19 protein-coding genes are annotated in these 22453 nt (G+C 71.8%); 13 read left to right on the top strand and 6 right to left on the bottom strand.

The window, feature by feature from the left end:
• Positions 1-187 precede the first annotated feature (187 nt).
• On the top strand, positions 188-643 hold the full coding sequence (locus Cco03nite_RS14840; protein WP_203692655.1) for a hypothetical protein: 456 nt from the start codon (positions 188-190) through the stop codon (positions 641-643).
• A 160-nt stretch (positions 644-803) separates the two neighbouring features.
• Here Cco03nite_RS14840 and Cco03nite_RS14835 read toward each other — a convergent pair whose 3' ends face one another.
• Complete coding sequence (locus Cco03nite_RS14835; RefSeq protein ID WP_203692654.1) at positions 804-2774, bottom strand: hypothetical protein; 1971 nt, start codon at positions 2772-2774, stop codon at positions 804-806.
• A 193-nt stretch (positions 2775-2967) separates the two neighbouring features.
• Between Cco03nite_RS14835 and Cco03nite_RS14830 the strand changes: the two genes are divergently transcribed.
• The 6 genes from Cco03nite_RS14830 to Cco03nite_RS14805 all read left to right on the top strand — a co-directional run bounded on the left by Cco03nite_RS14830 (position 2968) and on the right by Cco03nite_RS14805 (position 8834).
• A complete protein-coding gene (locus Cco03nite_RS14830) occupies positions 2968-3351 on the top strand; it encodes a hypothetical protein (protein ID WP_203692653.1) in 384 nt (127 codons plus the stop codon).
• Positions 3352-3631: 280 nt separating this feature from the next.
• Complete coding sequence (locus tag Cco03nite_RS14825; protein ID WP_203692652.1) at positions 3632-4213, top strand: DUF5317 family protein; 582 nt, start codon at positions 3632-3634, stop codon at positions 4211-4213.
• Positions 4214-4602: 389 nt separating this feature from the next.
• A complete protein-coding gene (locus Cco03nite_RS14820) occupies positions 4603-4971 on the top strand; it encodes a hypothetical protein (RefSeq protein WP_203692651.1) in 369 nt (122 codons plus the stop codon).
• Positions 4968-5294, top strand: coding sequence for a hypothetical protein (locus Cco03nite_RS14815; RefSeq protein WP_203692650.1), 327 nt, complete (start codon positions 4968-4970; stop codon positions 5292-5294). Before Cco03nite_RS14820 ends, Cco03nite_RS14815 begins: the two co-directional genes overlap by 4 nt.
• A 137-nt stretch (positions 5295-5431) precedes the next feature.
• Positions 5432-8011 (top strand): rhamnogalacturonan lyase, encoded by a 2580-nt coding sequence (locus tag Cco03nite_RS42855; RefSeq protein WP_203692649.1) that lies wholly within the window; start codon positions 5432-5434, stop codon positions 8009-8011.
• Positions 8012-8153: 142 nt separating this feature from the next.
• Complete coding sequence (locus Cco03nite_RS14805) at positions 8154-8834, top strand: 2-phosphosulfolactate phosphatase (RefSeq protein WP_203692648.1); 681 nt, start codon at positions 8154-8156, stop codon at positions 8832-8834.
• A gap of 143 nt (positions 8835-8977) precedes the next feature.
• On the opposite strand, the gene Cco03nite_RS14800 is transcribed toward Cco03nite_RS14805, so the two are convergent.
• The 4 genes from Cco03nite_RS14800 to Cco03nite_RS14785 are packed head-to-tail and all read right to left on the bottom strand — an operon-like array spanning position 8978 to position 12712.
• Positions 8978-9556 (bottom strand): hypothetical protein, encoded by a 579-nt coding sequence (locus Cco03nite_RS14800; RefSeq protein ID WP_203692647.1) that lies wholly within the window; start codon positions 9554-9556, stop codon positions 8978-8980.
• Positions 9553-10467, bottom strand: coding sequence for a carbohydrate ABC transporter permease (locus tag Cco03nite_RS14795; RefSeq protein WP_239167379.1), 915 nt, complete (start codon positions 10465-10467; stop codon positions 9553-9555). The genes Cco03nite_RS14800 and Cco03nite_RS14795 overlap by 4 nt, the downstream gene beginning before the upstream one ends.
• Positions 10464-11375 (bottom strand): carbohydrate ABC transporter permease, encoded by a 912-nt coding sequence (locus tag Cco03nite_RS14790; RefSeq protein WP_239167378.1) that lies wholly within the window; start codon positions 11373-11375, stop codon positions 10464-10466. Before Cco03nite_RS14790 ends, Cco03nite_RS14795 begins: the two co-directional genes overlap by 4 nt.
• 47 nt (positions 11376-11422) lie before the next feature.
• Positions 11423-12712 (bottom strand): ABC transporter substrate-binding protein, encoded by a 1290-nt coding sequence (locus tag Cco03nite_RS14785; RefSeq protein ID WP_203692646.1) that lies wholly within the window; start codon positions 12710-12712, stop codon positions 11423-11425.
• A gap of 154 nt (positions 12713-12866) precedes the next feature.
• Between Cco03nite_RS14785 and Cco03nite_RS14780 the strand changes: the two genes are divergently transcribed.
• Positions 12867-13142 carry a hypothetical protein gene (locus tag Cco03nite_RS14780; RefSeq protein WP_203692645.1) on the top strand — a complete coding sequence of 92 codons (276 nt, stop codon included), beginning with the start codon at positions 12867-12869 and terminating at the stop codon, positions 13140-13142.
• 70 nt (positions 13143-13212) lie between these two features.
• Here Cco03nite_RS14780 and Cco03nite_RS14775 read toward each other — a convergent pair whose 3' ends face one another.
• A complete protein-coding gene (locus tag Cco03nite_RS14775; protein WP_203692644.1) occupies positions 13213-13842 on the bottom strand; it encodes a TetR/AcrR family transcriptional regulator in 630 nt (209 codons plus the stop codon).
• A 177-nt stretch (positions 13843-14019) separates the two neighbouring features.
• Between Cco03nite_RS14775 and Cco03nite_RS14770 the strand changes: the two genes are divergently transcribed.
• The 5 genes from Cco03nite_RS14770 to atzF are packed head-to-tail and all read left to right on the top strand — an operon-like array spanning position 14020 to position 22370.
• Positions 14020-15606 carry an amino acid permease gene (locus Cco03nite_RS14770; RefSeq protein WP_203692643.1) on the top strand — a complete coding sequence of 529 codons (1587 nt, stop codon included), beginning with the start codon at positions 14020-14022 and terminating at the stop codon, positions 15604-15606.
• On the top strand, positions 15603-16439 hold the full coding sequence (locus Cco03nite_RS14765) for an urea amidolyase associated protein UAAP1 (RefSeq protein ID WP_239167377.1): 837 nt from the start codon (positions 15603-15605) through the stop codon (positions 16437-16439). Before Cco03nite_RS14770 ends, Cco03nite_RS14765 begins: the two co-directional genes overlap by 4 nt.
• Positions 16436-17077 (top strand): urea amidolyase associated protein UAAP2, encoded by a 642-nt coding sequence (locus tag Cco03nite_RS14760; RefSeq protein ID WP_203692642.1) that lies wholly within the window; start codon positions 16436-16438, stop codon positions 17075-17077. The genes Cco03nite_RS14765 and Cco03nite_RS14760 overlap by 4 nt, the downstream gene beginning before the upstream one ends.
• 29 nt (positions 17078-17106) lie before the next feature.
• A complete protein-coding gene (gene uca, locus Cco03nite_RS14755) occupies positions 17107-20673 on the top strand; it encodes an urea carboxylase (RefSeq protein WP_203692641.1) in 3567 nt (1188 codons plus the stop codon).
• On the top strand, positions 20670-22370 hold the full coding sequence (gene atzF, locus Cco03nite_RS14750) for an allophanate hydrolase (RefSeq protein ID WP_203692640.1): 1701 nt from the start codon (positions 20670-20672) through the stop codon (positions 22368-22370). Before uca ends, atzF begins: the two co-directional genes overlap by 4 nt.
• Positions 22371-22453 lie beyond the last annotated feature (83 nt).

Here is a 22453-nt window from a genome sequence, read left to right as displayed (position 1 = left end):
GTTGCGTTTCCTCGGTCCGTTCCTTCCGTCGGCGGCGTCCGGTGTCGTCCGGAACTCCGAAACCTCAGCACCGTGCGACCAGGGTCGATGCGGGAGGCTTCCGGAGTTCGCCGAGCATGGGCCACCTGTCCGCAGTGATCGGGTTCATTGGGTGGCAGCTGACGAGAGCAACAGGAAAGGAAACGTCATGCGCTTGAGAGCACCGGGAATCGGGGCCGGCCGCCGCATCGCCACCTGGCGAAACGTCCTGCGTGGCCTGCTGGTCGCCATGGTGATCACCACAGGGTCCACGCTCGCCACCGCGACACCCGCCGCGGCGGCCGGTGGCTGCAACGGCCAAAGTCCCGTGTCCGCCTGTGTCGACTGGGGCTCCTACGGCAACCGGGTGCGGGCGGACTTCTACATGAACGCGACCCCGAGCGACGACTACCACTCGTTCAAGGCCTGGCTGAACGTCAACGGGACCTGGTACCTCGTGGGATCGGGCCGCCTCGACCACAAGGGCAACTACTGCTGCTGGTACCGGAACACCGACAGCCTGCCCAACATCTGGTACACGGTCTACACGGAGATCGACATCTACAACAGCTCGGGCACCTATCGCTTCAGCTCGACGAGTCCGTCGGTCCGCTACGTCAACTGACGGGAACGGCCTTGGCGGGGATTCCATCCCCGCCAAGGCCGTTCATGAGGGCACCGACCGCCGGCCGCGTCACACGCGGTCCGACTGCAGGATCCCGCCGCAGGTGACGCACGATCAGCCTGCCACCCGAGGACCGAGCAGCTCTGGGCCTCCTTCTGGATCACGTGACGCGCGGCCGGCCGACCTTGAACCGGGTGCCGGAGGTCACCGAGAGATCAGTGCCGATCGCGACGCCCGCACCGTGGGATATCGCGATGGTCGACCCTCGTCCACGTACCCGCGGCAGGCGCATCCGTGCCGCGTGAGCGGCTATCTCCTGCTCAGACACCAGGTTGCTGAGGTCCATGGCACCCACCACCGTGGCCACGGTCTCCTGGAGTCCGGAGCGGGCAGCCGCGGCGTGTTCGGCGTTTTCCGGAGACTCGTCGGCACACAGGGCAAGCTCGGCGCTGATGCGTGGATCGCGCAGCAGCGGCAGCAGGTTCACCCGGCAGGACGACATGCGATACAGGTAGGTCAGGTCCAGGTCGTTGTGGTTGCCCAGAGTCACGCCGGTGCAGTTCCAGATGTTGGCGAAGTATCCCGGGTGCAGCGGCGACGACTTGACCTGCACTTCGCCGTCGGCAGGCGGTCGGCGCAGCTCCCAGGCCGACCAGTTGAACACAGGACCGTCGGCCGCCATCCGCACCAACTCGGCGACCTCGATGACAGGGTGCTCGACCACACACATGTGAGTGACCTCGATGCGGTTGTGCGCACCCCACATCACGCCGATGGAGTCGCTCACCTCGACGCTTGATTTCAGCGACGTCGGCATACGCCCGTCGACCGAGCCGTCGACCCCTGGGGCGATCTTGACTTCCGGACGTACACGCTCAGCTCGGTCCACGGCGATCGACATGGACTCCAGCCATCGATCAAGGTCGCGCGGCCAAGATTTGATCTTCGCGACGAGACCCGACTCGGTGAGCACGGTCTCCAGCGTCTTGAGGCAGTCGTACGGTTCGGCCGGCGTCAGCTCGCCCAGCTCCTCGACGTGGTGGAGATATCCCCACTGCTTCATCACCTCATGAACACGGGTGATCAGCTTCTCCAGCCGGAGCGTTCGCGATTCGAGCATGCGACAGTAGTGCTCGGACAGCTCGAACACCGCCTGAACGGCGGACTCCGTCGCATGCATCGCCGGATCGAAGCCGACCGACCTTGACACGGCATGGACTTCGAGCACCTGGCTCTCGGGTATCTCAAGCAGCTTGGGCGAGCCCAACGGCTCTTCGATAGACGTAATGGGCTTGGCCAAGCGCGGGCCGCGGATCACGTCGGAAGCCCTGCTGATCGTCGGGTCGGCATTCCAGACGCCGGCACCCGGATCGACCACGGCCTTCTCGGGCGGCCGCGCGGAGGCCGCGGCCGCGGCGCGCTCAGCCCGGCGTTCAGTGTCGCCGCGCTGTGTGGAGCGAGGCGTGAAACGAGGACGTTCCATTTCCATCCCGGCGTCGGCCACAAGTAGGTGAGGGTCGCCGTGGGGGCCCACGACCAACGGTCCATCTTCTGATGATTCGCGTCCCCCATCGAACGGACCGGCCCCGGGTCCGAGCTCACCGGTCTGCGTCAGCGGCGGCATCTCCACGTGAGCCGCGAGCCCGACGCCATCGTGCTCATCGAGTGGAGACCGGTGCACGTCCGGCGGATCCAATGGCGAGAGATCGGCGAGTCGCAGCGAATCCGGATGATCTGCGGGATCGCGTTCGAGGTCGCCGATCCGAACCTGCAGTCCGTGCACGACCGCCGACGCCTCCTGCAACGACCCAGGTCCGTCGTCGAACCGACCGATTTCAGGCCCTCGCTCGTCGGTCCATGCCGGCAAGAGCAACTCCGACGGAGGATTGCCGCGGTCACCATGTTCATCGATGGCGGGCAAGCGCAAGGCGTCGAGATCGAAGGACGGCCCGATGGATGATTCTCCACCCGGAGTGGGCCGCGGGCCGAATAGCGTCAAGCCAGGACGCTCAGCCTCGGTCCGCTCCAACGCTGCCGTCAGATCACCGATTCCCAGCGGATTCTCGTGCTCCGTTGCCGGCATAGGCAGGGCGGAGCCCTCCGGATGCTCAGCGAACCGGGGAAAGTACATCGCAGTCACCACCTCGCGGGCAATCGGCGGATCGCAATGTCACGGTACTCGTCCGGGACCTGGGGCGGCAGTGTCGTTCAGGGATCCGGGGAGTCAGGTTCTGGCACCTCAGGCCTATCAGCAGCACGACAGACAGCCGGGGACGCGGCACCTACGGTGAGCGCATGTGTCACTTCGACGAAAGGCGATACGAATGGACCCGGTGGTAGCCCTTGTCGTCAGCGCGGTGGTCGCTGGAGCCACCGCAGGCATCTCGGGAACGGTCACCACGGCGTTCGCCGACGCGTACAGCACCTTCAAGGAACTCGTGGTCGGTTGCCTTCGCCGCGCAGGGGTCTCCGAGTCTTCGAGCCGGGAACTGGTCGCCAAAGCCGCCGACGGCGAGGGCCCGCGCAACGCGCTGGCGTCGAGCCTGCCGGCGGAGGAGATCGACAAAGCGACCGAGGACGCCGCTCAGCGGCTGCTGCAGCTCTTGGAGCAGGCCAACCTCGGCGGGGCCCGCGTACAGGTCAACGGCTCGACCGGTGTGATCGTGGGCAACAAGAACAAGCAGACCATCAACATCCGTCCGCACTGACCGGCTCCACCCGCCACCCGCCGTGGCTGCGCGGTTCGCTGCGGCACTGCTCGCCACGCCGGCCGCACCCCGGCATCGCCGGCTCATCCTGTCCTTGCCGATCGGGTCCGGTGTCGTCCGGCATGCCGGACTCACGGACCCGCCCGGACCTGCGCCGACAACGGCGGTTTCCGGAGTCTGCCGGGAACCGCCCAGCCACGCCGAACGAACGGATCTGCTGAGGGCACCCGACCGACAGGAGCCCGCGCATGACCGGATCCGAGGCCCGCGCGGTGGCGCGATGAGCGTCCAAGGCCTGATCCTGCTCATCGCGCCGCCGGCGCTGGGTGTCCTGGTCGGCTACCTGTGCGGCGGCCGCCTCGCGGGTCTGCGCGGCATCCGGCTGTCGGCCCTGTGGCTGCTCTGGCTGGCCGCCGCTGTCCAGGCGGCGCAGTACTACGTGACTCCCCTGCGGCACCCCGCCCTGCTGATCCTCGTGTTCGGGCTGGTCCTGTGCTGGCTGGCCGTGAACCTCGCCGCCTGGCCGCGCGCGCTCCGCCTCGCCGGCATCGCCATCACGGCGGGTGCGCTCGCCAACGGGCTGGCCATCGCCGCCAACGGGCGCATGCCGTACGAACCGGCCGCGGCCGAGGCCGTCGGCCTGCGACCGGGCCTGACCACGCCCAAGAACGCACCCGCCCACGACGCGACCCGGCTCGCGTTCCTCGGTGACACGATCCCCGTCGCGCTCCTGAACAAGGTCGTCAGTCCCGGTGACGTGCTCATCGGCGCCGGGACCGTCGCGCTGACGGCGCTGGCGATGCGCCGCCGCCGCGACCGGCCTGATCCGGAACCCCAGCCTGTGAAGGGAGGTGAACCATGACCCTGGCCATCAACTGGCACCGGGCCGCCTACGCGGTGCTCACCCTGGCATCGCTGGCCCTGCTGCTCTACACGATCGGCGCGCCGATGACGGAAGGAAGTTAGGAGCAGTCATGCGAATCCGCATCATGGTGGCGCTGGCTTCGCTGGCGACACTGCTGTACACGGTCGGCGCGCCACACGAACACGGCGGCTGAGGCATGCGCATCCGTATCCCGCTGGCGCTCGTCTCGCTCGCGACGCTGCTCTACACGATCGGCGCTCCGTACCACCACGGCGGTTGATCATCTTTCGCCGCAGACGCGGCGCGGGCGGCGGTGTCGCCGCCCGCGCCGTCGTTCTGCCCGGTCGGCACTTGCCGGGGCGGGCGTCTCGTGGTCGAGTGCCCGGATGGCCGACGACTGGGACGAGCGGTTCGCCTGGGCCTGGGACCTGATCAGCGAGGACCCGGCCCGGCGCGATGCCGCGCACCTGCGGCTCGACGGGCTCCGCACGGTCAGGGCCGCCGCCGTCACCCGGCAGGAGCACGAGGAGGCGAGCCGCCGGCTGCTGCCCGACGGGCTCTGGACGGGGACCTGGCCGGGCCTGGCGCGGGTGCCGCGCGAGGTGCGCTACCGGCTGCTCTACCTGCACTGGGAGCTGCGGTTCCCGCACGAGTGGGCCTGGCACGCCAAGTCGTGGGGCACGAAGACGAGCCTGTTGCGGACCTTCCACCAGCGCGCCCCGCGCCTGGCCCGGGACGGCCGGCGTGGCGGGTGACCTGCTCCCGCTGCTCGCACACCGCGACGCGCAGGCCGGAGTTCAGGCAGGGCAACCGCTGGGACGGCAGCGCCGTGTCCGACCCGGTGTTCCGCCTGCCGCTGTGGTTGCAGCAGCCCTGTGCCGGCCGGCGGCTGTGGGCGTACGGGACCGGCCATCTCGACGCGATCGAGCGGCACCTGCGCGCCCGGGTACGCCTGGCCGACGGCGGCGCCTACCTGCCCGCGGACCAGGTCGAGCTGCCGGATTGGATGATGCCGCTGGATCGGCGCGACGAGCTGCTGGCCGCCGTCGCCGCGCTGCGCGCCACCGTCCCGAGCTGATCGGCATACGGCTGCGCTTGACACGGCGTCGGCACACATCGATAGTTTTAACGTTTCATATTCCTGAAAGCGCTTTCCAGCCGAGGTGAGCCCTGTCCCACGGCGTGGGAGGCCCCACTTCGACGAGGAGATCGCACATGAGTCCTCGGACCCGGACCCGCCGCATCCCGTCCGCGGTCACCGCCGCCGCCTGCGCCGTGGCGCTGATCCTCCCCGGGCCTGCCGCGTCCGCCGCCGAACCGCGACGACAGCACGGCATCCCCGCCGTCCAACTCGAACACCTCGACCGTGGCCTGGTCGCCGCGACCACCGCCGACGGGGTCTTCCTGAGCTGGCGGCTGCGCGGACACGAGGTCAGCGGCCGCACCGACACCGGCATGGCCGGCCCGGCCTTCCACGTGTACCGGGACGGGCAGCGGATCGCGACGGTCACCGACAGCACCAACCACCTCGACCGGGACGGCACGGCCGGGTCGGCGTACCGGGTGGCCGCCGTCGTCGGCGGCGCCGAGGTCGATCTCAGCGCTGAGGTCTCGCCCTGGTCGGGCGCGTACCACGACGTGCCGATGCGCAAGCCGCCGGACGGCGTCACCCCGCGCGGCGAGGCGTACACCTACTCGGTCAACGACGTGAGCGTCGGCGACGTCGACGGCGACGGGCAGTACGAGTACGTCGTCAAGTGGGACCCGTCGAACTCCAAGGACGTCTCCCAGGTCGGCTACACCGGCCCGGTCTACGTCGACACGTACCGCCTCGACGGCACCCTGCTGCACCGGATCGACCTCGGCGTCAACGTCCGCGCCGGAGCCCACTACGCGCAGGTGCTGGTCTACGACTTCGACGGCGACGGCCGGGCGGAGCTGATGCTCAAGACCGCGCCGGGCACGAAGGTCGTGCGATACCGGCCGGACGGCGGCGTCGCCGCCGAGCGGCACATCACCATGCCGCGGCAGGACCTGGCGGCCGGCTACGCGCACACCGACGACTACCGCCTCAGCGCGGCCGGCTACCACGACCACGTGGTCGAGATGTTCCTCGGCTGGCACCGGCATCCCGAGGTCCTGGCGGGCCGCTGGCCCGCGACGCTGGAGGACGCGTTCGGCATCCCGCGGGCGTACGCCTATCCGCTGTCCGCGGCCGACGCGCGGGCGCTGGCCGACTACTTCGTCGACGTGTACGCCCCGAGCCGGAGCACGCGCAACAACCTGCGGGCGTTCGAGGGCTTCATCGTGCACGGGCCCGAATACCTGACCGTCTTCGAGGGCGCCACCGGCCGCGAGCTGCAGACGATCCGGTACAAGCCGGGCCGGGACGACGACGGACTGCGCTGGGGCGACTACGCCATGGCGCGCATCGAGCCCGGCAACCGTGTCGACCGCTTCCTCGCCACCGTGGCGTACCTGGACGGCAGGCGGCCGTCGGCGGTGTTCGCCCGCGGCTACTACACCCGCACCACGCTGGTCGCCTACCACTGGAACGGCCGGCGGCTGACCGAGGACTGGTACGTCGACAGCGGCTGGGTGCCGATGAGCAACCCGTTCAACGACTCCCCGCACGGCCGGGACGGCACCGATCCGCGGTACGCGACGCTGACCACGCAGGGCGCCCACTCGCTCGGCGTCGCCGACGTGGACGCCGACGGCAGGCAGGAGATCGTCTACGGCGGAGCGACCCTCGACGACGACGGCAGCCTGCTCTACAGCTCGTTCGCGCCCCTGCCGCCCGGCAGCGCCGATCCCGGCGCGGTGGTGCGCCTGGGGCACGGCGACGCGCTGCACGTGACCGACATCGACCCCGACCGCCCGGGGCTGGAGATCTACATGGTCCACGAGGGCGGCACGTTCGCCCCGTACGGGCACACCCTGCGCGACGCCCGTACCGGCGAAGTGATCTTCGGCGACTACACCGGACGGGACACCGGGCGCGGCATGGTCGGCGACGTCGAACCCGGGGTGCGCGGCCTGGAGGTGTGGCCGGCCATGCCGCCCAACTCCGCCGAGCTGGGCATCGGGCTGTTCTCCGCCCGCGGCGACCTGCTCGCCCCGACCACGCCGGGCACGAACATGAGCATCCGCTGGGCGGCCGACATGACCACCCAGCTCGTGAACGGCACGGCCACCACGGTGCTGCAGACGCCGACGGTCGACGACTGGCGGCACGGGCGGCTGCTCAGCGCCGAGGGCACCCTGGCCAACAACGGCACCAAGGGCAACCCCGCGCTGGTCGCGGACGTCTTCGGGGACTGGCGCGAGGAGCTGCTGCTGCGTACGGCCGACAGCACCGCGCTGCGGATCCACCTGAGCACCGAGGTGACCGACCGCAAGCTGTTCACGCTGATGCACGACCCCCAGTACCGCGCCGACGTGGCCCGGCAGCAGACGTCCTACAACCAGCCCGCGTACCCGGGCTTCCACCTCGCCTCGGACGTGGACTGGGCGCGGGTGCCGGTGCCGGACTACTGGGCCCCGGGCGCTGTGGGGGCGCTGCGCGACATCCTGGACGGATACGCACGAAGCGGGGACGTCGGCCCCCACGACGCGCCACGGCTGGGCGCGCTGCTGGACCAGGCGGACGGGCACGCCCGGGACGGCCGCGCGGACGCGGCGGCCGAAACGCTGCGGCGCTTCGTACGGCAGCTGGACGGGCGGGGCGTCTCGGCGGCGGCGCGCACGGCGCTGTCGTACCAGGCGAACACGATCCTGAGAACGCTGTCCTGACCCGGTGGGGCCGGTCCTGGTCTCCCCGGACCGGCCCCACCGGCATGCGACAGCGGCGCGCGGAACCGCCGACGAAGCGCGCCAGGTCACGCTACGAGAATGTCGTTGCAAGCCGCGCTGCCGCGGCGAAACGATGAGTGCCGTGTCGATCGTGGGTATGGACGCCGAGATCCCGGCCGGCGGAGTCGTCGTCGTCATCGATGTCATCCGGGCTTTCACGACGGCCGCGGTGGCCTTCGAGCGTGGCGTGACAGAAATCGCCTGTGCGCCGACGGTCGAGGCCGGCCGAAGCCTCCGGCGGCTGCACCCGGACCGCCTCCTGGTCGGGGAGTCCGACGGGCTCAAGCCCGCGGACTTCGACTTCGGGAACTCGCCGTTCGAGATGTCGGTGGAGCGGTGGGAAGGCCGACGCATGATCCAGGCGACGTCGAACGGCACGCTCGGGCTCGCCCGGTGCCCAGCGCCGGCGGCACTGCTCGCGGCATCGGCGCGGAACGTCGGCGCCACCGCCCGGTGGATCGCGAGCAACCACGCGGACGTTCCGTACACTCTCCTCTGCACCGGGCGGACCGCTGAGGACTGGGCCTGTGCGCGGCACCTGGCCGGCCTTCTCGACGGTTCGGCGCCGGGACGGGCAGAACTGGTCGCGGGCATCCTCGACGGTGCCGCCGAGCACAGTCGCCGCTATGCCGGACTACCCGCGTCCGAACGCGTCGACCTTTCCAGTGACCTCAGCTTCTGCTGCGACGTCGACCGGTCCGATTTCGCCATGGTCGGCGAGGTACGTGAAGATCACGTTGTCCTCACGAGGGTCACGTGCTGAATCGTAAGGCCGTCCGTCAGACCTGAAGGCCGAACGCCGACCCCTGATCGACGTTGGCCTATCACGTGGAAAATCCGGCAGCCGGATTCGCCGAGATAGGCCAACGTCGATTAAAAACGGCAGGCGGGCACGCTGACCGATGGTCACGGCAAGCGTCCGCGTGAGCGGTGCCGCACGGCGACGGCGGCGAAGGCGAGCACGCCGAGCGAAGGCACGAGCAGCGGCAGGAACTGCCAGGTCAGCACGGCGGTCAGCGCCACCGCGACGAACAGGTGCAGCGCTGCGGCCGGATCGGTGTCGAGCTGGCCGCGCAGGCCGCGGACCGCCCCCGCCCAGCCGCCGTCACGGGTCCACGCCCCGGCCGCCATCACCACCGCGGTGGCCACGACGCCGAGGGCCAGCCGGCCGGCGACCGCCATGACGGTGCCCGCCGGTGTCCGGTCGGCGCCCGCCAGCCCGATCGCGAAGACCGCCGCGCTGCCGGCGAGCAGTGCCGCCAGCGCCACCGCCACCCCGCCCGCCGCGGCCGCCCGTGTGTCACGCCAGAGCGCGGCGACGGGAGCCGCCTCGTCGTCGACGTACCGCCGCAGGTGGCCGATGCCGCCGGCCAGCGCGGCGGGCAGCGTCAGCACGGGCAGGGCGAGCAGGGCGACGGCGACGCCGGTCAGCAGCACCTCGCCGAACAGCGCGAACCCGCTGCTGTTCGCGAGCCGGTCCCTCATCCTTTCAGGCCCTGGGTGGCGACGCCCCGGATCAGCAGCCGCTGGAAGATCAGGAAGAAGAGCAGCACCGGGATCAGCGACAGCAGGGAGGCGGCGACGGTCGCGCCGTGGTCGGAGGTGCTCGTCGCGTCGTTGTAGAGGCGCAGCGCGACGGGCAGGGTGTAGTTCTCCGGCGAGGTGAGGTAGATCAGCGGGCCCAGGAAGTCGTTCCAGGTCCAGATGAAGCTGAAGATCCCGCCGGTGACCAGGGCGGGTCGCAGCAGCGGCACGATGATCGACCGGAAGATGCGCGGGTGCCCGGCGCCGTCGATGCGGGCCGCCTCGTCGAGCTCGCGCGGGATGTTGCGGATGAACTGCACCATGAGGAACACGAAGAACGCCTCCGTGCCCAGGTACTTGCCGATCAGCAGCGGGACGTACGTGTCGACGAGGTCCAGCTCGTTGAAGATGATGTACTGCGGGATGATGATCACGTGGAACGGCAGGAGCAGCGTTCCGATCATCGCGGCGAACAGGATCCCGGAGCCCTTGAACGCGACGCGGGCGAAGGCGTAGCCGGCCAGGGCGCTGGAGCCCAGCGTGCCGACCACCGCCAGGGACGCCACGATCAGCGAGTTGAGGAAGTAGCGCCACAGCGGGATGCCGGCGATGCCGTCCCATACCCGGGCGTAGTTGTCCAGCGTCGGCTCCCACGGCAGCATTCCGCTGTTGCGCCCGAACTCGCTCGACGGCTTGAGCGTGGCGAGGACCAGCCAGACGAGCGGGTAGAGGACGACGGCGGCGAGCACGAGCAGCGTCAGGTACCACACGATCGTGCTCGCCAGGCCGCGGCGGCGGCCGCGCCGCGGGGCCGGGCCGGTGTCGGGCGCCGTCCGCCCGGCGGTCTCGTGCTCCTGCTCGATGGTGGTCACCGTTGGTCTCCCGCGTAGTACACCCACGACCGGGCGGTCCGGAACATGATCAGCGCGATGATCGCGACGACGACGAGGACGACCCAGGCGATCGCCGCCGCGTATCCCATCTGCAGGTCGGCGAAGCCGCGTTTGTACAGGTAGAGGGTGATGAAGTTGAGCTGTCCGCCCGGTGCGCCCGAGCCGTTGGAGATGATGAACGCCGACCCGAACACCTGGAAGGCGTGGATGGTCTCCAGCAGCAGGTTGAAGAAGATGACCGGCGACAGCATCGGCACGGTCACCTTCCAGAACCGGTGCACCGGGCCGGCGCCGTCGACTTCGGCCGCCTCGTAGAGCTCGGCCGGGACCTGCTTGAGCCCGGCCAGGAAGATGACCATCGGCGCGCCGAACTGCCACACCACCAGGATGATCATCATCGGTATGGCGAGGTCGACGTCACCGACCCAGCCGCCCAGCTCGATCCCCAGCGTCCGCAGTGAACCGTCGACCGGGCCGTCGCCGGCGAACATCGCCCGCCACACGATCGCGACCGAGACGCTGGCCCCGATGAGGCTCGGGGTGTAGAACGCCGACCGGAAGAACCCGGACCCCCGGGTGATCGAGTTGAGCAGCATCGCGACCGCCAGCGCCGCGGCCAGCTTGACCGGCGTGCCGATGAGCACGTACTGGAGGGTCACCTTCGCCGAGCGCAGGAAGACCGGATCGTCGGTGAACAGGCGGACGAAATTGCCGAAGCCGATCCACTCCGGCGGGTTGAAGATGTCGTACCGGGTGAACGACAGGTACAGCGAGACCGCCATCGGCCCGAGGGTGAGGCCGAAGAAGCCCACGAGCCAGGGGGCCAGGAATCCGTACCCGGCCACCGTTTCGCGCCGCGCTGCCGGCGTCCCTGCCCGAGTCGTCACTTGATCTCCATTCGTTCAGGTCCGCCGGGCCGCGCAGCGCTACGTGCCTACTTCTTGAGAATCGTGTCCAGCTCGCTGAAGAACTGGTCCACCGCCTGCTCGACGGTGACCGTCCCCAGGCCCAGCTCCTCGCCGAGCTGCCGGAACTTCTCCTCGATCGAGCCGTAGCCGACCACCGGCACCGGCGGCGCCTGGCCCAGGCGGTCCTTGATCGAGGTCTCGTAGTCGAGGATCTTCTGCGACAGCGGGTCGAGCTTCACGCCCGCCAGGTGCGTCGAAGACGCGGGCAGCCCCCGGTTGGTGCCGAACACCTCACCCGCCTCCTGGCTGTTGACCAGGAAGTCGACCAGCAGCGCCGCCGCCTCCGGGTGCTCGCTGTTGGCGGCGATGGCGTGCAGCATCGACGGCTTGAGGTACAGGTCCTTCGCGCCGGCCTTGGTCACGGGCGGGGCGGCCAGAGCCAGCCCGCTCGCGTCGGCGCCCAGGTCACCGGCATAACCCGCGCCGAAGTTGTCCCAGGTCAGTTCGCTGGCCGTCAGGCCCGCGCCGAAGCCGGACTTGGGCGCGACCTCGAGCAGCCGTTTGGTCGGGATGGTCGCGCCGGCGCCCCGCACCTGTGCTCCCCCGCTCCAGAAGGCGGTCAGTTCCGCCTTGGTGAACTGCGGCGCGCCGGCGTCGTCGAACAGGTTCTTGCCGTTGGCCCGCAGGGTGATCTCGAAGTTCTGGATGCGTCCGGTCGGGTCCGTGCCACCCCACACCGCACCGCCGCCGGCCTTGGTCACCGAGCCCATCCACGTCGCGTACTCGTCCCAGGACGTGCCACCCGCGTACGGGGTGCCGCCGGACTTGCCGAGCAGCGCGGTGTTGGTGAACATCGCCCACGCGTTGGTGCCGACCGGCAGCGCGGTCGTCACGCCGTTCACGACGCCGATGCCCAGGGTCGACTCGGTGAACCCGTCGGTCTTGATGTACTTGCCGAGGTACGGCTTGAGGTCTAGCAGGAGCCGGTTCTGCGAGTACTGGCGCAGGTAGGCGTAGTCGAACTGCATCACGTCGGGCAGGTCGCGGCCCGCCGCCTCGATCTGGCGCTTCTCCCAGAACTCCGGGAAGGCCAGGAAGGTCGAGTTGACGGTGATGTTCGGGTACTTCTCGTTGAACTTCGCGATCGCGCTCTGGTAGAAGCCGGCCCGGGTGTCGTTGCCCCAGAACGCGAGATCGAGGGTGACCGGCGCGTTCGGATCGAAGTCGGACCTCGGTCCCGCGGGGTCGCCGCCGCAGCCGGACAGCAGCAGCGCAGCGCTCGCGACTACCGCCATAGTGATCTTGAATCGTTTCATAACGAGTGTCCCTTCTGGACGCGCGGCCGTCAGGGCAGCCGCCGAGCGAACCTCTGGTGCGCCACCCGGAAAGCGCTTGCTGGCCCACAGTAATGAAGCTCTATGTGTTAAGCAAGGGTTTCGCGGCGGGGCGGAAACACCCAGGCCAGTAGCAATGCGTGACGGACTCGAACGTTTCAGCGACGGCCGGACACGCACCCGTTCGGGGGAACCACGCCGCGGCGCGTCGCCGACGGCCAAGGACTACCTGGTCTCCGACTCGTACCTGCAGGCCCCGCTGACCAGCACGCTATGCGTGGCCGAGACGGTGCGCCCGGACAACATCAACGCCCAGTTGCGCCTCGACGGAGGAAGCGGCAGCGGCCAGATCACCCTGGACTCGCTCGACTTCCGCGTCACCACCACCCGGCTGCTGCCCTGCCCGCACTGATCCGACGCCTGCCGACCACATCGGAGTGCGATGGCACGTCACATCGCCGCCGTCGCCCGAAAGCGCGCTGTCAGCGCCCGGCCGGGTTCGCCCCGACGATGCGGAGCACCGCCGCCGCGACCGCCCGCCGCAGCTCCTCCGTCGGCGCCACGGGCAGGTCGCGGCGCATGCCGATGACGCTCTCCACGAGCCCGAACACCAGGTCGCCCAGGAAACCGCCCGCGTCCGCCGGGGCGGCCGCGGCGGTGAGCACCCGGTATGCCTCCCGCAGCCGGTCGCGCTCGGCGCGGAAGCGGGCGAAGGGCTCGGTCGCGACCTCGGGCAGGGCGTAGAGGATGCCGACGTTCCAGCGAGCGGTGAGCAGGACGCCGACGTCGTACATCGCCAGCGCGTGCAGAGCGGCAACCGGTTCCGTGTCCTGATGCGCGAGCTCGGCGGCGTAGTCCAGTGAGGGGCGGACGGTCGCTTCGAGCAGTTCGGCGAGGATCTGCTCCTTGTTGCCGAAGTGGTAGTAGAGCGAGGCCTGCCGGATGCCGACGGCCTCGGCGATGAGCCGCGTCGACGTGGCCGCGTAACCGCGCTGGGCGAACAGTTCCGCGGCGGCGTCGAGGATCTCCTCGCGGGCGGTCGCCGCGGGCAGGCGGCGCGTGCCGGACCGGGGCCGGCCGACGGCGGCGGGCTGCGGCTTCACACCCTGCATCGTCGCATCCCGGCCGGACGGGGTGACTCACTGCCCGGCGGTGTCCGTGGTGAGGTTCCGGCAACCCAGGTTTTACCGTGGAAGACCTTGTCCGATACGCCTCCGCATAAATCTGTCGCTCGACAGGTATTGGCGGTCGGCGGACCCAGGATCCGCCGCCCAGACGAGGAGGCGGTCATGTCCCCCACCCCCGCTCCGCCGGCACCACCCCCGGTCGCCGTGACCGGGGCCCGCACGGACGCCGCCGACCTGCGCGGCTTCGGGTACGAGCCGGAGCTGCGCCGCAGCATCGGCAGTTACGCGTCGTTCGCCGCCGGGTTCTCGTTCGTCTCGATCCTCACCACGGTCTTCCAGCTGTTCGCGTTCGGCTTCTCGTTCGGCGGGCCGGCCTTCTTCTGGACCTGGCCGCTGGTGTTCGCCGGGCAGTTCATGGTGGCGCTCACCTTCGCCGAGCTGGCCGCCCGGTATCCGATCTCCGGTTGCATCTACCAGTGGTCGCGGCGGCTGTCGAACTCGGTGGTCGGCTGGTTCGCCGGCTGGGTGATGATCATCGCGCAGACCGTGACCGTCGCGGCGGCGGCGATCGCCCTGCAGGTGGTGCTCCCGTCGATCTGGTCCGGGTTCCAGCTCGTCGGCGGCGACCCGGCGCTGACCTCGCCCAGTGGGGCGACCAACGCCGTCATCCTCGGCTCGATCCTGATCGGACTGACCACGCTGGTCAACGTCATCGGCGTACGCCTCATGGCGATCATCAACAGCACCGGGGTGACCCTGGAGATCGTCGGCGTGGTCGCGGTGGTGGTGCTGCTGCTGGTCAACGCCGAGCGCGGACCGGCTGTCGTCTTCGACACCGGCGGCGCCGGCTCGGGCTCCGGCTACGTCGGCGCGTTCCTGGTGTCGGCGCTGATGGCCGCGTACGTGGTGGTGGGCTTCGACAGCGCCGGGGAACTCAGCGAGGAGACCCGCGACCCGCGCCACACCGCGCCGCGCACGATCCTGCGGGCGCTGGCCGCCTCGGGCATCGGCGGCGGGCTCATGCTGCTGGTGGCGCTGATGGCCGCGCCGAGCCTGACCGACGGGCGGCTGGCCACCGAGGGCCTGCCGTACGTGCTCATGAGCCGGCTGGGCGAGACCGGCGGGCGCATCCTCCTGATCGACGTCGCGATCGCGGTGGTGGTCTGCACCCTGGCGATCCAGACCGCGGGCAGCCGCATGGTCTTCTCGATGGCCCGCGACGGCGTGCTGCCGTTCTCCGCCGCGCTGCGCAAGGTGTCGCCGCGCACCGGGGCGCCCGCGCTGCCCGCGATCGTCGTGGGGGTCGGCGCGGTCGCGGTGCTGTTCGTCAACATCGGGCAGGCGGCGCTGTTCACGGCGCTCACCAGCGTCTGCATCGTCATGCTCTATCTGGCGTACGCGCTGGTGACGGTGCCGCTGCTCGTGCGCAGGCTGAAGGGCTGGCCGCGCGGCGAGGACGCCGCCGCCACCGAGCGCGGCGGCCGGCTGTTCTCCCTGGGCAGGTGGGGAATGCTCGTCAACGTGCTGGCCGTGCTGTACGGCATCGGCATGATCCTCAACCTGGGCTGGCCCCGCCAGGAGGTCTACGACCCCTCCGGCGAGCATTGGTACCTGCACTACTTCTCGCTGCTGTTCGTCGGCGGCTCGCTGCTGGCCGGCGCGCTGGTGTACCGGCGCTACCGCACCCGGACCAGCCCGTCGCAGCTGCGGCTGCCGCTCGCCGCCCTCCCCGAGGGAGAGGCCGCGTGACCGGCTCGACGGCCACCACCGCCGGGGCACGGGCGCACGCCCGTGCCCAGGGCGGCACCGTCGTGGCCTGCATGCCGACCGTGCCCGCCACCGGGCTCGCCGCACCGCCCGAGGGCGTCGACGCCGCCGACCTCCTCTGGGCGGAGACCGTCCCCGGCGGCGGCTACGCCCACCGGCGGCTGGCCGCCGGGACGGCGCTGCGGCTGACCGACCTCGACGGCGACGCCTGCGTGTCGGTGCTGCTGTTCAGCGCCGACGAGCCATGGGAGCGGCTCAACGTCGCCGACACCGTCAAGGTGCTGTGGCAGGCGTACCTCGGCGAGGGGCACCTGCTGCTGTCCGACCAGGGGCGGGTGCTCGCCTCGGTCACCGCCGCCGCGCCCGGCCGCGCCGACGCCTTCTGCGGCACGTCCACGGTGCTGCGCAACACCGAGCGCTACGGCGACGGCACCGCCCACGGCCCCTCCCCGGCCGGGCGGGAGCTGTTCACGCTGGCCGCGGCCAAGCACGGGCTGAGCCGGCGTGATCTGCCGCCGAGCGTCTCGTTCTTCCAGGGCGTGCGCGTCGACGCCGACGGGGCCTTCGAGTGGCTCGGGTCGGCCGGGCCCGGCGCGAGCGTCGAGCTGCGCGCCGAGATGCCGGTCGTCGTGCTGCTGGCCAACGTGCCGCACCCGCTGGACCCGCGCCCGGCGTACACCTGCTCACCGGTGCAGGTGCGGGCCTGGCGCGGCCGTGCGACCGCGCCCGGCGACCCCCTGTGGACGCGTACGCCCGAGGGCGAGCGCGCATTCCTCAACACCGCCGACCACCTGACCGCCCGGGGGCTCTCATGACCGTGTCCACCGCCGCGCCGGCCCTGGTGCCGGGCACGGTCGTGCTCGACGAGACGGTGCCCGCGCGCGCCCCGTGGTCGGCGGTCGTCCGGCGCGGCCAGGTGCTGACCATCGTCGACCTGCACGGCAACCAGGCCGTCGACTGCCTGCTCTACCGCGCCGACGACACCGCCGAGCGCTACTCGGCACCCGACACGGTGGCCGCCCAGGGCGGCATCTTCCTGACCACCGGCAGCGTGCTGCGCTCGTCGGAGGGGCGGGCGCTGATGACCGTGGTGGCCGACGAGGTCGGCCGGCACGACACCGTCGGCGGGGCGTGCAGCCGCGAGTCCAACACCCTGCGTTACGGCCACCACACCGCGCACCAGCACGCCTGCGTCGAGAACTTCCTCGTCGAGGGCGCGCGCTGGGGACTGGGCAAACGCGACCTGGTCAGCAACATCAACTGGTACATGAACGTGCCGGTCGATCCGGACGGCAGCCTCGGCATCGTCGACGGCATCTCCGCGCCCGGCCTGCGCGTCGCCCTGCGCGCCGAGCTGGACGTCCTGGTTCTGATCTCGAACTGCCCGCAGATCAACAACCCGTGCAACGGCTTCGACCCGACCCCGGTGCGTCTGGTCGTCACCGCGCCCTGAGCCGCCGTCCCCCCGCCGAGAGGCCCGCCATGTTCGACACCCTGCTCGTCGCCAACCGCGGCGAGATCGCCTGCCGAGTCATCCGCACCGCCGCGCGGCTCGGCCTCAAGACCGTCGCCGTCTTCTCCGACGCCGACCGGTCCGCCCCGCACGTGCGGCTGGCCGACGCCGCGGTGCACCTGGGCCCGTCCCCCGCCCGCGACAGCTACCTGCGGGTGGACCGGATGCTGGCGGCCGCGCAGTCCACCGGGGCCGGGGCCGTGCATCCCGGGTACGGGTTCCTGTCCGAGGACGCCGGGTTCGCCGCCGCCGTCGAAGCCGCCGGGCTGGTGTTCGTCGGCCCGACCCCCCGGCAGCTCACCGCGTTCGGGGCCAAGCACACGGCCCGCGAGCTGGCCCGCGCCGCGGGGGTGCCGATGATCGAGGGCACCGGGCTGCTGTCCGGGCTGGACGAGGCGCTGGCCGCCGCCGACGGCATCGGCTACCCGGTGATGGTGAAGGCGACCGGTGGCGGCGGGGGCATCGGGATGCGGGCCTGCCACACACCGCAGGAGCTGTCGGCGGCGTACGACCAGGTCGAGCGCCTGGCCGTGGCGAGTTTCGGCAGCGGCGGGGTGTTCCTGGAGCGGTTCGTGCCGCGGGCCCGCCACATCGAGGTGCAGGTGTTCGGCGACGGGCGGGGCCGCGTGGTCGTGCTCGGCGACCGTGACTGCAGCCTGCAGCGGCGCAACCAGAAGGTGATCGAGGAGGCGCCCGCGCCGGGGCTGCCCGACGAGGTCCGCGAGCGGCTGCACGACTCGGCGGCGGCGCTGTGCGCGTCGGTCGGGTACCGCTCGGCGGGCACGGTGGAGTTCGTGTACGACGCCGAGCGCGAGCAGGCCTCGTTTTTGGAGGTCAACGCCCGGTTGCAGGTCGAGCACCCGGTGACCGAGCAGGTCTTCGGCGTGGACCTGGTCGAGTGGATGCTGCGGCTGGCGCAGGGCGACGCGGGCGTCGTGGACACGCCGCTGCGCCCGGCCGGGGCGGCGGTGGAGGCACGCGTCTACGCCGAGGACCCGACGCAGGGCCACCGGCCCAGCGCGGGGCTCGTCACCCGGGCCGAGTTCCCCGCGTCGGCACGCGTCGACGGGTGGGTCGAGGCGGGCACGGAGGTCAGCACGTTCTACGACCCGATGCTGGCCAAGGTGATCGTCACCGGCGCGACCCGGGACGAGGCGTTCGCGCGGCTGCGCGACGCGCTGGCGGAGACCCGGGTCGACGGCGTGGAGACGAACCTGGGCCTGCTGCGGGCCGCCGCGGCCGAGGCCGACGTCCTCGCCGCGCGGCACAGCACCGCGACGCTGGCCGGGGTGAGCGACGACGAGCCGCGCATCGTCGTCGAGCGGCCCGGCACGCTCACCGCGGTGCAGGACTGGCCCGGCCGGACCGGGCTGTGGGAGGTCGGCGTGCCGCCCTCCGGGCCGATGGACGACCTGTCGTTCCGGCTGGGCAACCGGGCGCTCGGCAACCCCGAGGGCGCCCCGGGGCTGGAGTGCACCGTGGAAGGCCCGGCCCTGCGCTTCACCGCGGCCGCGACCGTCTGCGTCACCGGCGCGGCCGTGCCGGTGACCGTCGACGGCACCGCGGTGCCCTGCTGGGAGCCGGTCGAGGTGCCGGCCGGCGCGGTCCTGGACGTCGGCCGCGCGACCGCCGGACTGCGGGCGTACGTCCTGGTCGCGGGTGGGTTCGACGTGCCCCGGTATCTCGGGAGCGCGGCGACGTTCACCCTCGGCCAGTTCGGCGGCCACGGCGGGCGGGCGCTGCGCGTCGGCGACGTGCTGCGGGCCGCCGTGCCGGCCGGGCCGGTCGAGGGGCCGGTGCCGCCCGGGGACCGGCCGGTGATCGGCCACGACTGGCAACTCGCGGTCACGGAAGGGCCGCACGCCGCGCCGGAGTTCTTCCTCCGCGAGGACGTCGAGCAGTTCTACGCGGCACGGTGGCAGGTGCACTTCAACTCCGCCCGCACCGGCGTACGCCTGGTCGGGCCCAAGCCGCGCTGGGCCCGCGCCGACGGCGGCGAGGCGGGACTGCACCCGTCGAACATCCACGACACGCCGTACTCGGTCGGGGCGGTCGACTTCACCGGCGACGTGCCGATCCTGCTCGGGCCGGACGGCCCGAGCCTGGGCGGGTTCGTCTGCCCGGCCACCGTGGTGACCGCCGAACGCTGGAAGCTGGGCCAGCTCAGCCCCGGCGACACGGTACGGTTCACGCCGGTCACCGACGACACCGCCGCCGCGTTGCGTACCGACCGCACCGGCCCGCTGCTCCTGCTGCCGCCCGGCGCCGGTGACGACGGCGTGCTCGCGCGCCGGGAGCCGACCGCCGCCGGACCCGCCGTCACCTACCGGCGCAGCGGCGACGACAACCTGCTCATCGAGTACGGCCCGATGACCCTCGACCTGGGCCTGCGGATGCGCGCCCACGCGCTCATGGAGCGGCTGCGCGCCGAAGGGCTGCCCGGCGTCGTCGACCTGACCCCGGGCATCCGGTCGCTGCAGGTCCACGTCGACCCGGCGGTGCTGCCCGTCCGGCGGCTGCTCGGCCTCGCCCGCAGCCTGGAGGACGAGCTGCCAGCGACGTCCGCGCTCCAGGTGCCCAGCCGGGTGGTGCACCTGCCGCTGTCCTGGGACGACCCGGCCACCCGCGAGGCGATCGCCCGGTACACGGCGGGCGTGCGCGACGACGCGCCCTGGTGCCCGTGGAACATCGAGTTCATCCGCCGCGTCAACGGGCTCGACAGCGTCGACGACGTGCACCGCACCGTCTACGACGCCAGCTACCTCGTGCTCGGCCTCGGTGACGTGTACCTGGGCGCGCCCGTCGCGACACCGCTGGACCCCCGGCACCGGCTGGTCACCACGAAGTACAACCCCGCCCGCACCTGGACGCCGGAGAACGCCGTCGGCATCGGCGGCGCGTACCTGTGCATCTACGGCATGGAGGGGCCCGGCGGCTACCAGTTCGTCGGGCGCACCGTGCAGGTGTGGTCGCGGTGGCGGCAGTCCGGCGGCTTCGAGCCGGGTTCGCCGTGGCTGCTGCGCCACTTCGACCGCATCTCCTGGTATCCGGTCGCCGCCGACGAACTGCTCGACCTGCGCGCCGACGTCGCCGCCGGACGCCACGACCTGCGCATCGAGGACGGCGTGTTCCGGCTGGCCGAGCACGAGGCGTTCCTGGCCGACAACGCCGCGTCCATCGCCGGCTTCCGGGCCCGGCAGGCGGCGGCGTTCACGGCCGAACGCGACGCCTGGGCCGCCGCCGGTGAGTTCGACCCCCGGCCCGAACCCGAGGCCCCGGCCGCCGCCGGGACCGTGCCGGTGCCCGCCGGGGGTGCGCTGGTCGAGGCGCCGATGCTGTCCAGCGTCTGGCGCGTCGACGTGCGGCCCGGCGACCGGGTCAGCGCCGGGCAGCCGCTGCTGGCGCTGGAGGCCATGAAGCTCGAAACCGTGATCGTCGCCCCGCAGGACGGCGAGATCGCCGACATCCTCGTCACGCCCGGGTCCCAGGTGGCCCCGGGCAGCCCGCTCGTCGTGCTCGCCGGGAGGAACCGATGACCCCGCAGGACCGCGTACGCGACGCGTACGCCCGGCTCGCCCGCGGCGAGCGCCACGAAGCGTGGATCACGCTGCGCGCCGAGGCCGACGTCCTGGCCGACGCCGCCGCGCTGGAGCGGCGGCTGGCGGCGGGCGAGCGGTTGCCGCTGGCCGGGTCGCTGCTGGCGGTGAAGGACAACATCGACGTGGCCGGGCTGCCGACCACCGCGGGCTGCCCGGACTACGCGTACCTGCCCGAGCGCAGCGCCCCGGCCGTGCAGCGGCTGGTCGACGCGGGTGCGCTGGTGCTGGGCAAGACCAACCTGGACCAGTTCGCCACCGGCCTGGTCGGCACCCGCAGCCCGTACGGGGCCGTCCGGGACGTCCGGGATCCCGCGCGGGTGTCGGGCGGGTCCAGTTCGGGCTCGGCGGTGGCCGTCGCGCTGGGCATCGCCGACCTGGCACTGGGCACCGACACCGCCGGGTCGGGCCGGGTGCCCGCCGCGTTCCAGGGCGTCGTCGGCGTGAAGCCGACCCGGGGGCTGGTCCCGACCGACGGGGTGGTGCCGGCCTGCCGCAGCTTCGACTGCGTCACCGTGTTCGCCCGCACCCTCACCGCGGCGCAGCAGGCGATGGCGGTCATGAGCGAGCCGGCGGGGCGGCCCTGGCCCGCGGACGCGCCACTGGCCGCGCCGCCCGCACCCGTCGTCGCGGTGCCCGACCGCGCCGAGCTGGCCGCCATGTCCGCGGCCTGGCTCGACGCCTTCGAGCAGGCCGCCGAGACCCTGGCCAAGGCCGGGGCGCGGCTGCGGCCGATCCGGCTGGCGCCGTTCCTGGCCGCCGCGCGGCTGCTCTACGGCGGCGGTTTCGTCGCCGAGCGGTACGCCGCCGTGGGCGCCTTCCTCGACGGGCGGCCCGGCAGCGCCGACCCGACCGTCGCCGGGATCATCACCGCCGCGCGGGACGTCCCCGCGCACGTCCTGGTGGCCGACACCGAACGCCTGGAAAGGCTGCGGGAGCAGGCGTTGGCCGAGTGGGGCGACGCCGACGCGCTGCTGCTGCCGACCGCCCCGGTGCACCCCACGATCGCGCAGGTGGCGGCCGACCCGGTGGGCGTCAACGCGCTGGTCGGCACGTACACGAACTTCTGCAACCTGTTCGACCTCGCGGCGGTCGCCGTGCCGGCCGGGGAGGTCGAGGGTGGGCACTTCGGCGTGCAGGTGATCGCCCGTGGCTTCGCCGACGCCGTCGCCGCCGACATCGCGGCGCTGCTGCTCGGTGAGGCCCCGCCCGCGCCCTCGGCCGGCGGGCTGCCGCTGCTGGTCGTCGGCGCGCACCTGACCGGCCAGCCGCTCAACGGCCAGCTCACCTCGGTCGGCGCGCGGTTTGTGGCCCAGGTCCGCACCGCGCCCGAATACCGCCTGCATGCCCTGGCGACGCAGCCGCCGAAGCCGGGCCTGCTGCGCGTCGGCTCCGGCGGCGGCAGCATCGAGGGCGAGGTGTGGCTGCTCCCTCCGGCCGCGCTCGGAAGGTTCCTGGCCGCGCTGCCCGAGCCGATGACCCTCGGCAAGGTCCGCCTCGCCGACGGCAGCCTCGTGACCGGTTTCCTCTGCGAGCCGGTCGCCGCCCAGGGCGCGCCGGACATCACCGCGTACGGCGGCTGGGCTGCCTACCTGTGCATACCGCCGCAGCACAGCGCGCCGGGAAATACCATGTGACGAGGATGAGGTTTCCGGTCCGCCCGATCGCGGGGCGGGCCCCCGGCCACCGAGACAGCTCGAATATATCGAGCTCGGCCGAC

Source organism: Catellatospora coxensis, assembly GCF_016862635.1.
Lineage (GTDB): Bacteria > Actinomycetota > Actinomycetes > Mycobacteriales > Micromonosporaceae > Catellatospora > Catellatospora coxensis.
The sequence above is the reverse complement of the archived record's forward strand: the minus strand, read 5'-3'. Positions and strand labels throughout refer to the sequence as shown.